The organism is Shewanella maritima, from assembly GCF_043643735.1.
Classification (GTDB): domain Bacteria; phylum Pseudomonadota; class Gammaproteobacteria; order Enterobacterales; family Shewanellaceae; genus Shewanella; species Shewanella maritima_A.
The window spans coordinates 96,746-113,178 of sequence record NZ_JBHZSM010000014.1 but is presented as its reverse complement, the minus strand read 5'-3'; the positions used below and the strand labels follow the sequence as shown (position 1 = coordinate 113,178).

Sequence of the window (16,433 nt, the reverse complement as noted above, 5' to 3'; positions counted from 1 at the left end):
ACGGATTTCCGTAAGCGTGATCCGTTTAGCGTTATCTAAAGCATTTGACTAATTTTTCCAAAATGTCGGTGTAAATAACACCAACAAGGTAAACACTTCTAATCGACCAAACAACATTGCCACGACCAGTACCCATTTTGCACCATCACTAATAGAGGCATAGTTGCTGGCAACGTCACCTAAACCGGGGCCAAGGTTATTGATACTGGCTGCAGTTGCACTAAACGCAGTAATGGCATCCATATCCATCGCCATCAATATCATCATGCAAATCACAAATACCAATGCGTAAGCAGAGAAAAACCCCCACACCGCATCAATAATTCTATCAGGCAGTGCTGTTGAACCAATCTTAATTGAGTACATGGCTTTAGGATGAATTAATCGCTTTAACTCACGTGAACCTTGTAAGAAGAGTAAAATCAATCTGATGACTTTCATACCGCCACCAGTGGACCCAGCACAGCCACCAATAAAGCTTGAAAAAATCAACAGTACGGGTAAAAACAGCGGCCAAGAATGGAAGCTTTCTGTTCCAAACCCAGCGGTGGTTGAAATAGAAACAACTTGGAAAAATGCATAATCCAATGTTTCTTCTGCGCTGTCATATACACCAGATTGATAAAGCGTGAAGAAGCAGATAGCAGTGAGCGTTAACTGAATAGCAATAAGCGCCTTGAACTCTGCATCTTTAAAGTAAACCTTTAAATTAATCCCGCGGCGACTAAATGCTGCAAAGTGCAAACTAAAATTAACCGCTGCAATCAATAAAAACACAGCACAAATAACATTAATAAGCGGGCTATTAAAATAGCCAAGGCTGGCATCGTGAGTAGAGAAACCACCAATTGCAATGGTTGAGAACGAGTGACAAATCGCATCAAACACATCCATTCCAGCAAAGTAGAATGCTGATGCACACGCCACAGTTAGCATTAGGTAGATATACCATAACGCTTTTGCAGTTTCGGCGATTCTAGGGGTCATTTTACTGTCTTTAACCGGCCCCGGCACCTCAGCCTTGTACAACTGCATACCACCAATACCTAACAACGGTAAAATAGCGACGGCCAGTACAATGATACCCATACCACCCATCCACTGTAGTAAATGGCGATAAAACAAAATGGCTTTAGGTAAATGGTCTAATCCAGTGATGACTGTCGCCCCTGTTGTTGTAAGGGCAGAAAATGATTCAAAGAAGCTGTCAGTCCAACTAAGGTTAGGCTCAGTAGTGAAGATGAAGGGTAAAGCACCGATAGAACCCAGTACCGTCCAAAATAATACGACAATCAAAAAACCTTCACGGGTACGTAAGTCACCCTTTTGTCTGCGGTTGGGATACCAAAGTAAAAAACCGAGGAACAAACTCAAACAAAAAGCTTGTATAAATGCGGTACCACCACCGTCTTTATAGATCACAGCCACTAAAGCTGGTGGTAACATGGTGATTGAGAACAACCCCATCAATAAACCTGTGATTCTTATAATTGTTTTATATTGCATTTAGCGCGCCGCAGACCACTAGAGTTTAGAGGGAATTAACAAGTAAATGACATTTTGGCACTATCGCTTCAAGCTGTAAACTTAACTTGTAGCTCTCCTTGGGTTTGTGTCGCTAACAATTGATTAAATTGTAATTGTTGCGCCTTAGATACTTCAAATGTCACGCGGACCATTTCGGTAAATTGTTTATCTAGCACCACACCTTGGCATTGATTAATGACATATTCAACATCTGCCAACTGATTATAGTTGCAGTTGATTGTGGCCGGATACATCCGTGTTTTAAGTGTAGTTTGTAGTTGTGGTAAAGCCTGTTTTATTCCGGAAGAGTAGGCTCTAACCAGTCCACCGACACCCAATTTGGTTCCACCAAAATAGCGTACGACAACCGCACCGATTTCACCAACATCCGAACCTTGCAGGCAAGCTAGCATAGGCCGACCAGCACTGCCTGATGGCTCACCATCATCAGAAGATCCCATGTTTACTTGATCCGATGGATCACCACAAACAAAAGCATAACAATAATGACTCGCCCCAGGATAAAGCTCTTTAACGCGAGTAAGTACTAACTTCAACTGTTGTGGATTATCACAATGAAACAGAAAAGAGATAAAACGACTGCGCTTAATCTCTTCTTCAAATACCAACTCAGCCGTCGGGATCAGATATTCTTCAGTCAACTAAACCTTGCTCTCTCGTCATGTTCTCATTGCGGTCTTGATGCACAATGATGTTATCTTCAATACGAATGCCACCAAAGGGTCTAAGGTCATCAACTTGTTGCCAGTTGACCGTTGCTTTGGCCTGATTATCAAGCTTACTCAACAAGCTATCAATAATGTATAAGCCTGGTTCGATGGTAAAAACTTGGTTTGCGGCTAACGTTCTAGTACAGCGTAAAAAAGGATGTGCTTCAGGTGCTGGAATATGGGTACCACGTTCATCATGGGCAAAGCCGCCAACATCATGTACTTGTAGACCTAACATGTGCCCTAGCCCGTGTGGGAAAAATGCCCGTGTCACACCTAATTCAATTAACTGCTGTACATCACCTGATGCTAAGCCAAAGTCATTTAATACTTTTGCCAGCTTGGCGTGAGTTTCAATGTGTAAATCAGGGTATTTCACACCCGGCTTCATTAAATCAACAATCTCAAGCTGCAATTGATTCATTGCCACAATTAACTCATAAAACCGACTTTTTTCAAAAGCATACGTCCGTGATATATCCGCTGCGTATCCATGATAATTGGCACCAGCATCAATTAAAAATGAATGTCGTTGAGCTGGTACTTGGTGCTCTAATGTCATGTAATGCAATATGGCGGCGTTTTGGTTAAGCGCAATAATACTGCTGTATGGGGCTTCATTTTCAGATTGACCTATTGCCGATAAGTATTGCTGCTGTATCTCAAACTCACTTGCGCCGTTATAAAAAGCCTGTTTGGCCGCAACATGCCCTTTCACTGCTATTTGATTTGCACGTCTTAAGCATTCAAGCTCATACTGGGTTTTATCTGCGCGATGGAAATGCAGAAAATTTAATACAGCATCGGGGTTACGCGACGTAAAACCCAATACTTCAGCTACATCTAGGTGTTCACCTATATACGCCCAGCTTTTAACGTTTTTTGGCAATAATTCAGCAACGCGATCGGCTTTAGTTAGCAGTTTTATATCAAAGTGCTCAACCCAAAAGGTATTTGGTACATCGTTCACCTTGTGCCAAAAGTCTTCAGGCCGATAGTAAATTAACGTCGGCTTATCTTTACCGTTAGCAATAATCCAAGAATTTGGATTATCAAGTAGCGGCAACCAAGCTTTAAAGTGAGGATTCACTTTAAAGGGATAATCCATATCATCTAGGAACTGTCTATGTAATTGGCCAGAATGGATAACTAATCCATCAATTCCTTCTCTTTCGGTCACGAGCGCGACACGTCTATTTAACTCTGCAATGTGGTTATGATATAGGTTTGCAAGCAGATCCATGTTCAATCCTTGTGACAATAATTTTCCTTCGACAGTCTATCACAATCTTAAAAATGCACATCAAAGACAAATTATTAAACGATCGTTTAAATTGGGTGTTGTAATTTATCTCATTTCCACGCACACTGTTCTGCAACTGGTCAACAGATGACCTACATGCTGTAAAAATAAGCTTGATAACTACACGGACAATGATGTGGAAATCGCTTAAGCAATAAGGAAGCAAGCAATGATCTACCAAAGCCCTACCATTAAGGTTGAGTTACTAGAAGATAATATTGCCAAGCTGTGCTTTGATGCACCGGGCTCGGTCAACAAGTTCGATAGGGAAACTCTCGCCTCATTAGATGCTGCATTAGACAGCTTAAACCAACAATCAGATGTTAAAGCTCTTGTATTAACATCTGCCAAAAGTACATTCATTGTTGGCGCAGACATTACAGAATTCTTAGGTTTATTCCAACAAGACGACACCACACTATTAAAGTGGGTTGAAGAAGCTAGTGCGGTTTTTGACAAGCTTGAAGATCTACCGTTTCCAACTGTATCTGCAGTAAACGGTTTTGCGCTGGGCGGCGGTTGCGAAACGATCCTTGCGACTGACTTTCGTGTTGCGGATACATCAGCCAGTATCGGTTTACCAGAAACCAAATTAGGTTTAATCCCTGGTTTTGGTGGTACGGTTCGCTTACCTCGCGTGATTGGTGCTGATAATGCTTTAGAGTGGATTACAACTGGTAAGCCACAAAAACCACAAGCCGCTCTCGCAGTTGGTGCCATTGATGCCGTTGTTGCACCAGAAGCACTCGAAGCAGCAGCTATTCAAATGCTAAAAGATGCACTAGCTGAAAAACTTGATTGGCAAGCACGTCGTCAACGTAAACTATCACCACTAACACTACCAAAGCTTGAAGCTATGATGTCATTTGCAACAGCAAAAGGCATGGTATTTAAAGTGGCAGGTAAACACTACCCTGCGCCTATGATGGCTGTTGATGTCATTGAAAAAGCGGCAGCTTTACCACGTGCAGAAGCACTGAAAATTGAAAATAAAGCTTTCATCAAACTGGCTAAAACAGAAGCTGCTACCGCATTAATTGGCATTTTCTTGAATGACCAAGTTGTTAAAGGCAAAGCGAAGAAAGCAGCTAAACAGGCTAAACCCGTTAATAGCGCTGCTGTGCTTGGTGCTGGCATTATGGGTGGCGGCATTGCTTACCAAAGCGCCAGTAAAGGCACACCGATTGTCATGAAAGACATTGCCCAACCTGCTCTTGATTTAGGTTTAGGTGAAGCTGCGAAGTTGCTTGAAACACAAGTAAAGCGTGGTCGTTCAACACCAGCCAAAATGGCGAAAGTGCTGAACAACATCACACCCGCTCTCGATTATGCACCTGTAAAAGATGCTGATGTTGTTGTAGAAGCTGTTGTTGAGCATCCAAAAGTGAAAGCATCAGTGCTGGCTGAGGTTGAACAACAAGTTGCTGAAGATGCCATCATCACGTCAAACACTTCGACTATTTCAATCAACTTACTGGCGAAGAGCCTACAAAAACCTGAGCGTTTTTGTGGTATGCACTTCTTTAACCCAGTACATAAAATGCCATTGGTTGAGGTTATTCGAGGTGAAAATACATCTGAAGAAACAATTGCTTCAGTTGTGGCTTATGCAAGCAAAATGGGTAAAACGCCTATCGTTGTTAACGACTGCCCAGGTTTCTTTGTTAACCGTGTTTTATTCCCTTACTTTGCAGGTTTCAGCGGATTACTGGCTGACGGCGCAGATTTTGCCAAAGTCGATAAAATCATGGAAAAACAATTTGGCTGGCCAATGGGCCCTGCCTATCTGCTCGATGTAGTCGGTTTAGATACAGGCCATCATGCACAAGCCGTTATGGCTGAAGGCTTCCCAGACCGAATGGGTAAAAGTGGAAAAGACGCAATTGACATCATGTTTGAAAATGAGCGTTTTGGTCAGAAAAATAAAATTGGTTTTTACCAATATTCTGTCGATCGCCGCGGCAAGCCAAAGAAAGATTTAGACCCAACTAGCTACGGTTTACTGCAACAAGAGTTTGGTGACTTAAAAGACTTTGATGCCGATGAAATTATCGCACGCTGTATGATCCCAATGGTGATTGAAACGGTACGCTGCTTAGAAGAAGGCATCATTGCTTCTCCTGCTGAAGGTGACATGGGCTTGGTTTACGGTATTGGCTTCCCTCCTTTCAGAGGCGGCGTATTCCGTTTCATTGACACTATGGGTGTTGCCAACTTTGTTGCACTTGCAGATAAGTACGCTCACCTTGGTGGCTTATATCAGGTCACTGATACCATGCGCGAACTTGCTGCCAATAACGGTAGCTACTACCCAGCCTAATTAGCGGTTAAGGAATAACATCATGAAACACGCTGTAATTGTAGATTGTATTCGTACTCCAATGGGCCGTTCTAAGGCTGGAGTATTTAGAAATGTACGTGCAGAAACTTTATCTGCAGAATTGATGAAGTCACTTTTATCACGTAACCCACAACTTGATCCTAAATCCATTGAAGATGTGATTTGGGGTTGTGTGCAACAAACACTAGAGCAAGGCTTTAATATTGCACGTAACGCTGCTCTTTTAGCCGGTATACCAAAAACAGCTGGCGCAGTGACCGTTAACCGCCTATGTGGTTCATCAATGGATGCACTTCATCAAGCTGCTCGTGCGATTATGACGGGTCAAGGTGATACCTTCATCGTTGGTGGTGTTGAGCACATGGGGCACGTTCCAATGAACCACGGTGTCGACTTCCATCCAGGTCTTGCAAACAATGTCGCTAAAGCATCAGGAATGATGGGATTAACGGCTGAAATGCTCGGTAAAATGCATGGTATCACTCGTTTGCAACAAGATGAGTTTGCTGTTCGCTCTCATCAACGCGCACATGCTGCAACCGTTGAAGGTCGCTTTGCTAACGAGATCGTAGCAATTGAAGGCCATGATGAAAACGGCGTGCTAGTTAAAGTTGAACATGATGAAGTTATTCGCCCAGAAACCTCAATGGATTCCTTATCAGGTTTGCGCCCAGTATTTGACCCAGCAAATGGTACCGTAACCGCGGGCACATCTTCAGCACTATCAGACGGTGCTTCTGCCATGTTAGTTATGGAAGAAGAAAAAGCCCGTGAACTAGGTTTACCTATTCGCGCGCGCATTCGCTCAATGGCTGTTGCCGGTTGTGATGCCGCCATCATGGGCTATGGTCCTGTGCCAGCCACCCAAAAAGCACTTGCTCGTGCCGGTCTCAGCATCGACGATATGGATGTAATTGAGCTGAACGAGGCATTTGCGGCACAATCTCTACCTTGCGTAAAAGATCTTGGCTTAATGGATGTTGTTGACGAGAAGGTAAACTTGAATGGTGGTGCGATAGCACTTGGTCACCCACTAGGCTGTTCAGGTACGCGTATTTCAACCACGCTTATCAATCTAATGGAAGCGAAAGATGCTAAGTTAGGTCTAGCCACTATGTGTATCGGTTTAGGTCAAGGTATCGCGACCATATTTGAGCGTGTAGATAGCTAATCTTTGGTATTCACTTGCACAAACATTCTTAACTGAATAAATCAGAGTAATGTTTCCAATGGGCTTAATCATATGATTAGGCCCATTTTTCTATGTGCTACACTCATGTTCCACGTGAAACACTCACTTAAGACAGTTTCTTTGTGGAACATTACCTTCCGGTTTCACTTCACATTAGCCAAGACTAAACTTGGCATCCATTGAACCTAAGAGTAAAATTAAGCCAATTCAAATTATCGATAAAGTTGTATGTCTGAAAATTTTCAACAAGCAAACCACCAATTAGATGCGCTTGGTTTACGTTGTCCTGAACCTGTCATGATGATCCGTAAAGCAGTACGAAAAATGATAGAAGGTGAAACCCTACTCATCATTGCAGATGATCCTGCTACAACACGTGACATTCCTAGCTTTTGCGAATTTATGGATCATACTTTAATTTCCAGTGATACTAGTGCTACTCCCTATCGCTACTTAATTAAAAAAGGACTGTAATCATGTCAATCACGTTAACAGGCATTGCTTTCAAAAAGGCTAAACTAGGCCAAATGCTGCCAGTTGATAGTGCCGATGTGACCGTTGAGAAAGGGGTTAATAATGATATTTTTGGCCGGCCAGGAAAGCGACAAGTAACCTTGCTCTCTGCACAACAATGGCAGCAAGCCTGTAATGAGTTACAACAGCCTTTAGATTGGTTAACTCGACGCGCTAATCTATTAATTGAGGGTTATATTTTTTCAGCAAATGATGTCGGTAAATCAATTCGAATAGGTAATGATTGCATACTCGAAATCACGGGCGAAACCGACCCATGTGGAAAAATGGAACAAGCCGTTAAAGGCTTAGAGGCAGCATTATCTCCAGACTGGCGCGGAGGTGTGACAGCAAGAGTCATTAAGTCTGGCAAAATCACTTTGACAGATCAGGTTTCATTAAACGAATAGGCACTTTAACGCGAACCCAACCCAAGCCTTAAAATTACCGGCAATCTCCAATAGAAATGATCAATCATTCAAAAGCTATCCATTCTTTCACAAGCCTCTCTACGCACAAAACTAGTTTCTAACTCATACAATCAAGCTTATTCACTATTAAGGCTGGCTGTCATAAATAGAAACAGAAAAGCACTATTACTTCAAACCAATATATGAGATAAATTAGCCTGACTTCATTGGGCTGCAATGGTTTGCGTGCTCAAATTCTAATAATTACAAACTGAATGGATACTGCATGTTTTCACATAAACTCACGCCGATTTATACTGCCATCGCGTTAACATTAGGTGTCACCACCAACAGCGTTGCAGATGAAGCAACAGGCTGGCAAGTCAATGCCCCAGCACAAGCACCACTAGAGAAAGTCGACATCAATGTCTCTGAAGGTACATGGATGAATGTCAGTGTTTCGCCAGATGGTAAACACGTTGTTTTTGATTTACTCGGTGATATATATCAAATGCCAATCTCTGGCGGCGAAGCGAAAGCGCTTGCAACTGGTATCGCATGGCAAATGCAGCCTGTATATAGCCCAGATGGCAAATCAATTGCATTTACATCAGATGAAGATGGCGGCGATAATATTTGGGTAATGGATGCCGATGGTGCAAACCCACGACCAGTAACAAAAGAAACATTTAGATTATTAAACAGCCCAGCTTGGAGTCCTGACTCACAATACCTTGTTGCGCGTAAGCACTTTACCGCAAGCCGCTCACTCGGTGCCGGTGAAGTTTGGATGTATCATGTCGCTGGTGGCGAAGGTGTAAAACTAACAGAGCGCCCTAATGATCAGAAAGATCTGGGTGAACCAGCCTACTCACCAGACGGTCGGTACATTTACTTTAGCCAAGATGCAACGCCAGGAAAAACCTTCCACTACTCAAAAGACTCGGTGAAAGGCATCTACAAAATTAAACGTTATGACACCCAAACGGGTGATATTAAAGTTCTAATTCAAGGCACAGGTGGTGCAATTCGCCCAACACCTAGTCCTGATGGTAGTAAACTCGCCTACATTAAACGCGATGGTTTCCAATCAACACTATACCTACTTGATTTAAAGTCTGGCGAGCAAACCAAGTTGTATGACAAGCTTGATCGAGACATGCAAGAAACTTGGGCTATTCATGGTGTTTATCCAACAATGTCTTGGACAAATGATAATAAAGATATTGTATTTTGGGCTAACGGTAAGATTAACCGTCTAAACGTTGAAAATAAGCAAGTCAAAGACATTCCATTTAAAGTCGATACTAAGCTGGATGTGCAACCATCTGTACGCTTTACACAAAATCTAGACCAAGACGAATTTGACGTGAAAATGCTCCGTATGGCGCAAGTGTCACCTAACGGTAAGAAAGTCGTTTTTGAAGCTCTGGGTAAAATTTGGATCAGAGACATTGAAGACGGTAAGCAAAAACGTTTAACTCGTTTAAATGACAATGTAAATGAGCTTTTCCCTACTTGGTCTCGTGATGGCAAACAAATTGTGTTTACGACATGGAATGATCAAGACCAAGGCTCAGTACGCATTGTCAGTGCTCGTGGTGGTAAAAGTAAAAAGCTAACCAAAGAGCCAGGTAAATATGTAGAACCTACCTTCTCCCCAGACGGTAAAACAGTGGTTTACCGAAAAGCTAAAGGTGGCTACATAACACCACGAACTTGGTCACAAGAACCTGGCCTTTATCAAGTTGATGCAAAAGGTAAGCGTAATCAATTTATCACGGCTTCAGGGCATCAACCACAATTCGGTAGTGAAAATGACCGTGTATATTTTATGGGTTACGGTGAGTCACCAGAGTTTGCTTCAATCGATTTAAATGGTCATGAGAAACGCACTCACTATACAAGTAAACATGCTACCGAATTCAGAGTATCGCCTGATGGTGAACACTTAGCATTTGCAGAGCGCTTCCGCGTTTATGTCACACCATTTGCTAAGCATGGAGAAACGATCAATATTGGGCCTAAAGCTAACAACCTCCCTGTCACCCAATTAAGTGCACGTGCTGGTGAAAGTATTAGTTGGAATAGCAAAAGTGATTCGCTTTACTGGACGCTCGGCCCCGAGCTTTATCAAGCTGCAGTCAATACTCAATACAATGATAAAGAAGCTAAGCCAGCACCTACAGTTCATGATATTGGATTTAAACATGATGCTGATGTTCCACGTGGAACAGTAGCATTTGTCGGTGGCCAAGTAATCACAATGGAAAATGAGCAAGTTATTAATAACGGTGTCGTTATCGTTAAGGATAACAAAATCTTATCTGTTGGCGATGCGAATACTGACATTCCAAGTGACGCTAAAGTGATTGATATCAAAGGCAAGTCAATCATGCCTGGGTTATTTGATGCGCATGCTCATGGTGCACAAGGTGAAGATGAAATCATCCCACAACAAAACTGGTCTCTTTACGCTGGTCTTGCGTTAGGGGTCACATCAATACATGATCCATCTAATGATACGACAGAAATCTTTGCCGCTTCTGAGCAACAAAAAGCAGGTAACATTGTCGGCCCACGTATTTTCTCAACGGGTACAATATTGTACGGTGCGAATTTACCGGGTTATACATCCCATGTGGATTCGCTGGATGATGCCAAATTCCACCTAGAACGTTTAAAGAAAGTTGGCGCGTTTAGTGTTAAGAGTTACAACCAGCCACGCCGTAATCAGCGTCAACAAGTTATTCAAGCTGCGCGAGAGCTAGAAATGATGGTTGTACCTGAAGGCGGTAGTTTATTACAACATAACCTAACGATGATTGCAGATGGTCACACTACGATTGAGCACTCATTACCGACGGCATCTGTCTACAGTGATATCAAACAATTCTGGAGCCAAACGGAAGTCGCTTATACACCAACTTTAGTGGTGGCATATGGTGGTATTTCTGGTGAGCATTATTGGTATGATAAAACGGATGTTTGGGCTCACCCTCGCCTAAGTCAATATGTGCCAAGTGATCTACTGAATGCCCGTTCTATGCGTCGCACGACAGCACCAGATGAGCATTACAATCACTTCAATGTGGTACGTGTTGCCAATGAACTCAATGAGGTTGGCATCAAAGCCAATATTGGTGCACATGGTCAGCGTGAAGGTTTAGGCGCACACTGGGAAATGTGGATGTTCGCTCAAGGTGGAATGAGCAATATGGAAGTATTGAAAACAGCCACTATTAACCCAGCTAAAACTTTTGGCATGGATCATCAGTTAGGTTCAATTAAACCAGGAAAACTTGCTGACTTAATCGTCATTGATGGCAATCCTTTAGAGGATATTCGCAGTTCAGATAAAGTCACGTACACGATGGTAAATGGCAAGCTATACAATGCAGAAACCATGAACGAGTTGAATGGTGATAAGCGAGAACGTCAGCCATTCTTTTTCGAGACTAAGTAGCTATCACTATTAATTAAGAGTAATTGATGAATCAAAAAGGGTGTTCCACGTGGAACACCCTTTTCTATAGCTATAAACAAAGCTAATGGAGTATCACTTTCCGTAACGAAAACAGTCCGTTGTATGATCATTAACCATTCCCACCGCTTGCATAAATGCATAACAAATAGTGGGGCCTACAAAGTTAAACCCAAGCTTTTTTAACGCTTTTGACATTGCCTCTGACTCGGGTGTTTGTGCAGGTAACTCAGACATAGATGCAAAGTGATTAATTACTGGCTTACCACCAACAAACGACCATAAAAACTGACTAAAATCATTACCTTGCTCTTCAAACGCTATCTTGGCCTTTGCATTTCTAATAATCGAGTTTACTTTTAGGCGATTTCGAACAATGCCTGCATCTTGTAAAAGCTGTTCAACTTTAGCCTCATCAAAAGTGGCAATAATTTTTGCATCAAAGTTAGCAAATAAACGCTCGTAGTTTTGTTGCTTCTTCAAAATAGTAATCCATGAAAGTCCCGCCTGCTGGCCATCCAAACACAACTTTGCAAACAGTTCTTGTGAATCATACACAGGCCTCCCCCATACATGGTCATGATAATCCTGATAAATAGGGTCTGAACCACACCATTGGCAACGTTTAACGTCCATATTGCTCACTCATTATTAAAATTGCTCAGTACGGTAAAAAATAACCTACATAAGCGTGGATCTACAAGGTATAATCAACACCATTTTCTATTCAGCCTAAACCAGTAGACAAGCGGATATGACGACGAAACACGACGTAAAAACATTCCAGGGTTTTATTATGACCCTGCAAGAGTACTGGGCGCAGCAAGGTTGCGCAATCGTACAACCATTAGATATGGAAGTTGGTGCCGGTACATTTCACCCAATGACATTCTTGCGTTCATTAGGCCCAGAGCCAATGAGCAGTGCTTATGTTCAGCCTTCACGTCGTCCAACTGATGGCCGTTATGGTGACAATCCTAACCGTCTACAGCACTACTACCAATTCCAAGTGGTGCTTAAGCCATCTCCAGATAACATTCAGGAACTATACCTGGGTTCTTTGGAAGCGTTAGGTATCGATATGAACGTGCATGATGTTCGTTTTGTAGAAGATAACTGGGAATCACCAACGTTAGGCGCTTGGGGTCTCGGTTGGGAAGTATGGTTAAACGGCATGGAAGTGTCACAGTTTACTTACTTCCAGCAGGTTGGCGGATTAGAGTGTAACCCTGTCACAGGTGAAATCACCTATGGTCTAGAACGCTTAGCTATGTATATTCAAGAAGTTGACAGCGTATACGATCTTGTTTGGACTGACGGCCCTATGGGTAAAGTTATGTATGGTGACATCTTCCATCAAAACGAAGTTGAACAATCAACATATAACTTTGAACACGCCAATGTAGAGGTATTATTCAAACAATTTGAAGATTGTGAAAAGGCTTGTCAGCATCTTTTAGGCTTAGAGAAACCACTACCTTTACCTGCTTACGAGCAAGTAATGAAAGCCTCTCACGCATTCAACCTTCTCGATGCACGCCACGCCATTTCTGTTACCGAGCGCCAACGTTATATTCTCCGCGTTCGTACCATGGCAAAAGGTGTAGCTGAAGCATATTACCAAGCACGTGAAGCGCTTGGTTTCCCAATGTGTAAATAAGAGTAAGTAGAGGTATTGAAAATGAAATTTGAAAACTTACTCATTGAAGTGGGTACTGAAGAATTACCACCAAAGGTATTACGTAAATTAGCTGAGTCATTTGTCGCAAACTTTAGTGAAGAGCTAACCAAAGCTGAACTTAGCTTTGAAAAAGCCACTTGGTATGCTGCACCTCGTCGTTTAGCAATCTATATTGAACAACTTGCTGTCGCTCAGGCTGACAAAATCGTTGAAAAGCGTGGCCCAGCTGTTGCACAAGCTTTTGATGCTGAAGGTAACCCAACTAAAGCTGCTATGGGCTGGGCTCGTGGTAATGGTATTAGTGTAGAGCAAGCTGAGCGTCTGAAAACAGACAAAGGTGAGTGGCTATTACATAAGGCCAGTGTTGTTGGTGCACAAACGACTAGCCTTGTCGCAAGCATGGCGCAAAAAGCCTTAGATAAATTACCTATTCCTAAGCCAATGCGCTGGGGAGCAAACAAGACACAATTTATTCGCCCGGTACACACCATTACTATGTTACTTGGTGATGAACTAATTGATGGCGAAATTCTAGGAATTAAATCAGCGCGCACTATTCGCGGCCACCGTTTCATGGGCGTAGATACTTTTGAATTAGATCATGCAGACAATTACCTAACTGAACTTGAGCAGCAAGGTAAAGTAATAGCCGACTATCAACGCCGTAAAGCGTTAATTAAAGCTGATGCTGAAGCTGCTGCCCAAAGGATTGGTGGTGTAGCAGAGTTAGAAAATGACCTACTTGAAGAAGTCGCATCGCTCGTAGAATGGCCTGTGGTTTTAACAGCTAGCTTTGAAGATAAATTCTTAGCCGTGCCATCTGAAGCATTGGTTTACACCATGAAAGGTGACCAAAAATACTTCCCAGTATTTGATAATAACGGCAAGCTATTACCTAACTTTATTTTCGTGACCAATATTGAATCTAAAGATCCACAGCAAATTATTTCTGGTAATGAAAAAGTCGTTCGTCCTCGCCTTGCTGATGCCGAGTTCTTCTTCGATACCGACAAAAAGCACACGCTAGAGTCTCGCTTAACAAGCTTAGAAACTGTCGTGTTCCAAAAGCAACTGGGTACTATTAAAGACCGAGTTAGCCGTATTGCAGAATTGTCAGGCTATATAGCAACCGCAATTGGCGCAGATGCTGAACAAGCATCACGCGCAGGCTTACTATCAAAGTCTGATCTCATGACCAATATGGTAATGGAATTTACAGACTTACAAGGCACAATGGGCATGCACTATGCACGTCTTGATGGTGAGACGGAAGCGGTAGCGGTAGCACTTGCAGAGCAATACAAGCCTAAATTCTCAGGTGATACCGTACCAACTGCAGAGATCTCAGTCTGTGTTGCACTGGCAGAAAAACTTGATACTTTAGTGGGTATTTTTGGTATCGGCCAAGCTCCTAAAGGCGCCGCTGATCCATTTGCACTACGTCGTGCGGCAATTGGTATCTTACGTATTTGTTTAGAGAACAACTTACCACTGGATCTAGTCGACTTAATTGCTAAAGCACAGTCACTTCACGGTGATAACTTAAGTAATGAGAGTGTGGCTGAACAAGTTCTTGAGTTCTTCATGGGTCGCTTCCGTGCTTGGTACCAAGATCAAGGTGTAAGTGTTGACGTTATCTTAGCTGTATTGGCCCGTCGCCCTACTTCACCTGCTGACTTTGAAAGCCGTATTAAAGCTGTGGCGCACTTTAGAACACTAGAGCAAGCTTCTGCACTTGCAGCAGCAAATAAGCGTGTATCAAACATCCTAGCAAAGGTTGACGGTAGCATTGCCTCAAGTATCAATAATGACTTGTTAGTGGAAAATGCTGAGAAAGCACTTGCAGAGAAATTAGCAGAACTTCAACCTCAGCTTGCACCACTATTTGCTGAAGCTAATTATCAACAAGCTCTTGAGCTACTAGCAAGCCTGCGTGAAAGTGTAGATACCTTCTTTGAAGATGTGATGGTGATGGCTGATGATGAAGCTCTTAAGCATAACCGCTTAGCATTATTGAACAGCCTGCGAGAGCAATTCTTGCATGCCGCTGATATCTCACTATTGCAGTAACGATTAATAACCGTGATGTGAAATTTAAAAAGCGCCTAATGGCGCTTTTTTTATGACCGATATACAGAGTTTCAAACGACTTACAGGTTAATTAAGATAGAAACTAATTAAACTGAATAAGCTTTTCATGTAAGGTTTCAAACTGTTCGATAGATATTCCTACCTTAGCGGTTAGCGTGACTAAAGCAGCATCAGAAAGCTTATTTTCCTGCTTTAACATAGAACACTCACTGATAATATTGGCTTGCCAAATCGCAAGTGCCAACTCAGGTTGCGGCACATTGTCACTATTTGCTAATAATGCCAAATTATCTGAAAATGTCGGAGGTAGTTGCCACTCTTTCGCTAACAATGCACTTAACGTCAATGACTTTGATGTCATCACCTGACTGAACAATAATGAACGCGGTTGTTCACCTGGCTCAGCTTGATAAAATGCATCAATTAACAGCTTAAAAATGGCAATTTTCCCCACATCATGTAACAGGCCCAGCAGGAAAACTGACTCAGTATTCTCATTAGCTAACTCACTGGCAAGAAAGGCTACCTGCATGGAATGACGCCAAACTTTGGCACCAAACCGTCTAAAATAAATAGGCTTAATGTCTATCATTTCACGAGCTAAACAGCTGCTAACAAAGCGCCTTAATTGGCTTCGACCTAACTGTACTAACGCCTGTTGCAAACTAGTGATGTCTTTATCGCTGCGCCGAAAAGCCGGTGAATTACATAGTTTTAAGACCTCAACGCTCAGTAGAGGATCTTGCTCAATTAACGCAATCAAAGCATCAGTATCAATACTGTCATCAGCCAATTGTCTATCTAATTCAACAATTTTACTTGGGAGTTTTAGTGTGGATTCTGCAATTACATCGACTGCTGTTAATGCTTGCTCTATTTCGGCCATGACTTTTTTCTCTAATTTATTGGTTCCTGCCACAGTTCCATGGGGCTGCTGAGGAAACAATAAGCCATAAAATAAAGCTGATAAATCTACGTCGACTGAAGGTGAAGTACCAGTTTCATTAGATGTTAGCACGATTGAAGATGTTGCTTGGGCATGCTGCTGACGCTTTACGGCCGCGGGAGTACCTGTAAACTTTGCTTGAGGTTTAGTATCGCGAATATTGAATAGCTTTTTAAAAAGTTTTCCAACCACCAGCATGCGCCTTAGAAATGAC

The 16,433-nt window shown here is 42.5% G+C and carries 12 protein-coding genes; 7 read left to right on the top strand and 5 right to left on the bottom strand.

Annotated features, from left to right (window positions below):
- Positions 1 to 48: 48 nt before the first annotated feature.
- The 3 genes from ACHUGF_RS14685 to pepQ form a co-directional block, all read right to left on the bottom strand.
- Positions 49 to 1,506, bottom strand: a complete 1,458-nt coding sequence (locus ACHUGF_RS14685) for a TrkH family potassium uptake protein (protein WP_394132326.1) — start codon at positions 1,504 to 1,506, stop codon at positions 49 to 51.
- Positions 1,507 to 1,574: 68 nt separating this feature from the next.
- Positions 1,575 to 2,189: a YigZ family protein gene (locus ACHUGF_RS14680; RefSeq protein ID WP_394132325.1), complete on the bottom strand. Its 615-nt coding sequence runs from the start codon at positions 2,187 to 2,189 to the stop codon at positions 1,575 to 1,577.
- Positions 2,182 to 3,501 (bottom strand): Xaa-Pro dipeptidase, encoded by a 1,320-nt coding sequence (pepQ, locus tag ACHUGF_RS14675; RefSeq protein WP_394132324.1) that lies wholly within the window; start codon positions 3,499 to 3,501, stop codon positions 2,182 to 2,184. Before pepQ ends, ACHUGF_RS14680 begins: the two co-directional genes overlap by 8 nt.
- 229 nt (positions 3,502 to 3,730) lie before the next feature.
- Here pepQ and fadB point away from each other — a divergent pair, with 229 nt between their 5' ends.
- From fadB to ACHUGF_RS14650, 5 genes are all read left to right on the top strand, one after another.
- Positions 3,731 to 5,881 carry a fatty acid oxidation complex subunit alpha FadB gene (fadB, locus tag ACHUGF_RS14670; RefSeq protein ID WP_394132322.1) on the top strand — a complete coding sequence of 717 codons (2,151 nt, stop codon included), beginning with the start codon at positions 3,731 to 3,733 and terminating at the stop codon, positions 5,879 to 5,881.
- Between the two features lie 22 nt (positions 5,882 to 5,903).
- On the top strand, positions 5,904 to 7,073 hold the full coding sequence (gene fadA / locus ACHUGF_RS14665; protein ID WP_394132320.1) for an acetyl-CoA C-acyltransferase FadA: 1,170 nt from the start codon (positions 5,904 to 5,906) through the stop codon (positions 7,071 to 7,073).
- Between the two features lie 249 nt (positions 7,074 to 7,322).
- Positions 7,323 to 7,568, top strand: coding sequence for a sulfurtransferase TusA (gene tusA / locus ACHUGF_RS14660; protein WP_394132319.1), 246 nt, complete (start codon positions 7,323 to 7,325; stop codon positions 7,566 to 7,568).
- A 2-nt stretch (positions 7,569 to 7,570) separates the two neighbouring features.
- A complete protein-coding gene (locus tag ACHUGF_RS14655; protein WP_394132317.1) occupies positions 7,571 to 8,017 on the top strand; it encodes an MOSC domain-containing protein in 447 nt (148 codons plus the stop codon).
- Positions 8,018 to 8,303: 286 nt separating this feature from the next.
- Positions 8,304 to 11,483 carry an amidohydrolase family protein gene (locus tag ACHUGF_RS14650; RefSeq protein ID WP_394132315.1) on the top strand — a complete coding sequence of 1,060 codons (3,180 nt, stop codon included), beginning with the start codon at positions 8,304 to 8,306 and terminating at the stop codon, positions 11,481 to 11,483.
- Positions 11,484 to 11,576: 93 nt separating this feature from the next.
- On the opposite strand, the gene ACHUGF_RS14645 is transcribed toward ACHUGF_RS14650, so the two are convergent.
- On the bottom strand, positions 11,577 to 12,137 hold the full coding sequence (locus ACHUGF_RS14645; protein ID WP_394132314.1) for a DNA-3-methyladenine glycosylase I: 561 nt from the start codon (positions 12,135 to 12,137) through the stop codon (positions 11,577 to 11,579).
- Positions 12,138 to 12,255: 118 nt separating this feature from the next.
- On the opposite strand from ACHUGF_RS14645, the gene glyQ reads away from it, so the two are divergent.
- Both glyQ and glyS read left to right on the top strand, forming a co-directional pair.
- Positions 12,256 to 13,161 (top strand): glycine--tRNA ligase subunit alpha, encoded by a 906-nt coding sequence (glyQ, locus tag ACHUGF_RS14640; protein ID WP_394132312.1) that lies wholly within the window; start codon positions 12,256 to 12,258, stop codon positions 13,159 to 13,161.
- A 21-nt stretch (positions 13,162 to 13,182) separates the two neighbouring features.
- A complete protein-coding gene (gene glyS / locus ACHUGF_RS14635; RefSeq protein WP_394132310.1) occupies positions 13,183 to 15,252 on the top strand; it encodes a glycine--tRNA ligase subunit beta in 2,070 nt (689 codons plus the stop codon).
- A gap of 103 nt (positions 15,253 to 15,355) precedes the next feature.
- Here the strand turns inward: glyS and ACHUGF_RS14630 are convergent, their stop codons facing one another.
- A complete protein-coding gene (locus ACHUGF_RS14630) occupies positions 15,356 to 16,411 on the bottom strand; it encodes an HDOD domain-containing protein (RefSeq protein ID WP_394132308.1) in 1,056 nt (351 codons plus the stop codon).
- Between the last annotated feature and the right edge of the window lie 22 nt (positions 16,412 to 16,433).

Excerpts from the sequence above, each read along its gene's own strand:
- ACHUGF_RS14685 (WP_394132326.1), bottom strand. The coding sequence starts at position 1,506 with ATGCAATATAAAACAATTATAAGAATCACAGGTTTATTGATGGGGTTG.
- pepQ (WP_394132324.1), bottom strand. The coding sequence starts at position 3,501 with ATGGATCTGCTTGCAAACCTATATCATAACCACATTGCAGAGTTAAAT.
- fadB (WP_394132322.1), top strand. The coding sequence starts at position 3,731 with ATGATCTACCAAAGCCCTACCATTAAGGTTGAGTTACTAGAAGATAAT.
- fadA (WP_394132320.1), top strand. The coding sequence starts at position 5,904 with ATGAAACACGCTGTAATTGTAGATTGTATTCGTACTCCAATGGGCCGT.
- tusA (WP_394132319.1), top strand. The coding sequence starts at position 7,323 with ATGTCTGAAAATTTTCAACAAGCAAACCACCAATTAGATGCGCTTGGT.
- ACHUGF_RS14655 (WP_394132317.1), top strand. The coding sequence starts at position 7,571 with ATGTCAATCACGTTAACAGGCATTGCTTTCAAAAAGGCTAAACTAGGC.
- ACHUGF_RS14650 (WP_394132315.1), top strand. The coding sequence starts at position 8,304 with ATGTTTTCACATAAACTCACGCCGATTTATACTGCCATCGCGTTAACA.
- ACHUGF_RS14645 (WP_394132314.1), bottom strand. The coding sequence starts at position 12,137 with ATGGACGTTAAACGTTGCCAATGGTGTGGTTCAGACCCTATTTATCAG.
- glyQ (WP_394132312.1), top strand. The coding sequence starts at position 12,256 with ATGACGACGAAACACGACGTAAAAACATTCCAGGGTTTTATTATGACC.
- glyS (WP_394132310.1), top strand. The coding sequence starts at position 13,183 with ATGAAATTTGAAAACTTACTCATTGAAGTGGGTACTGAAGAATTACCA.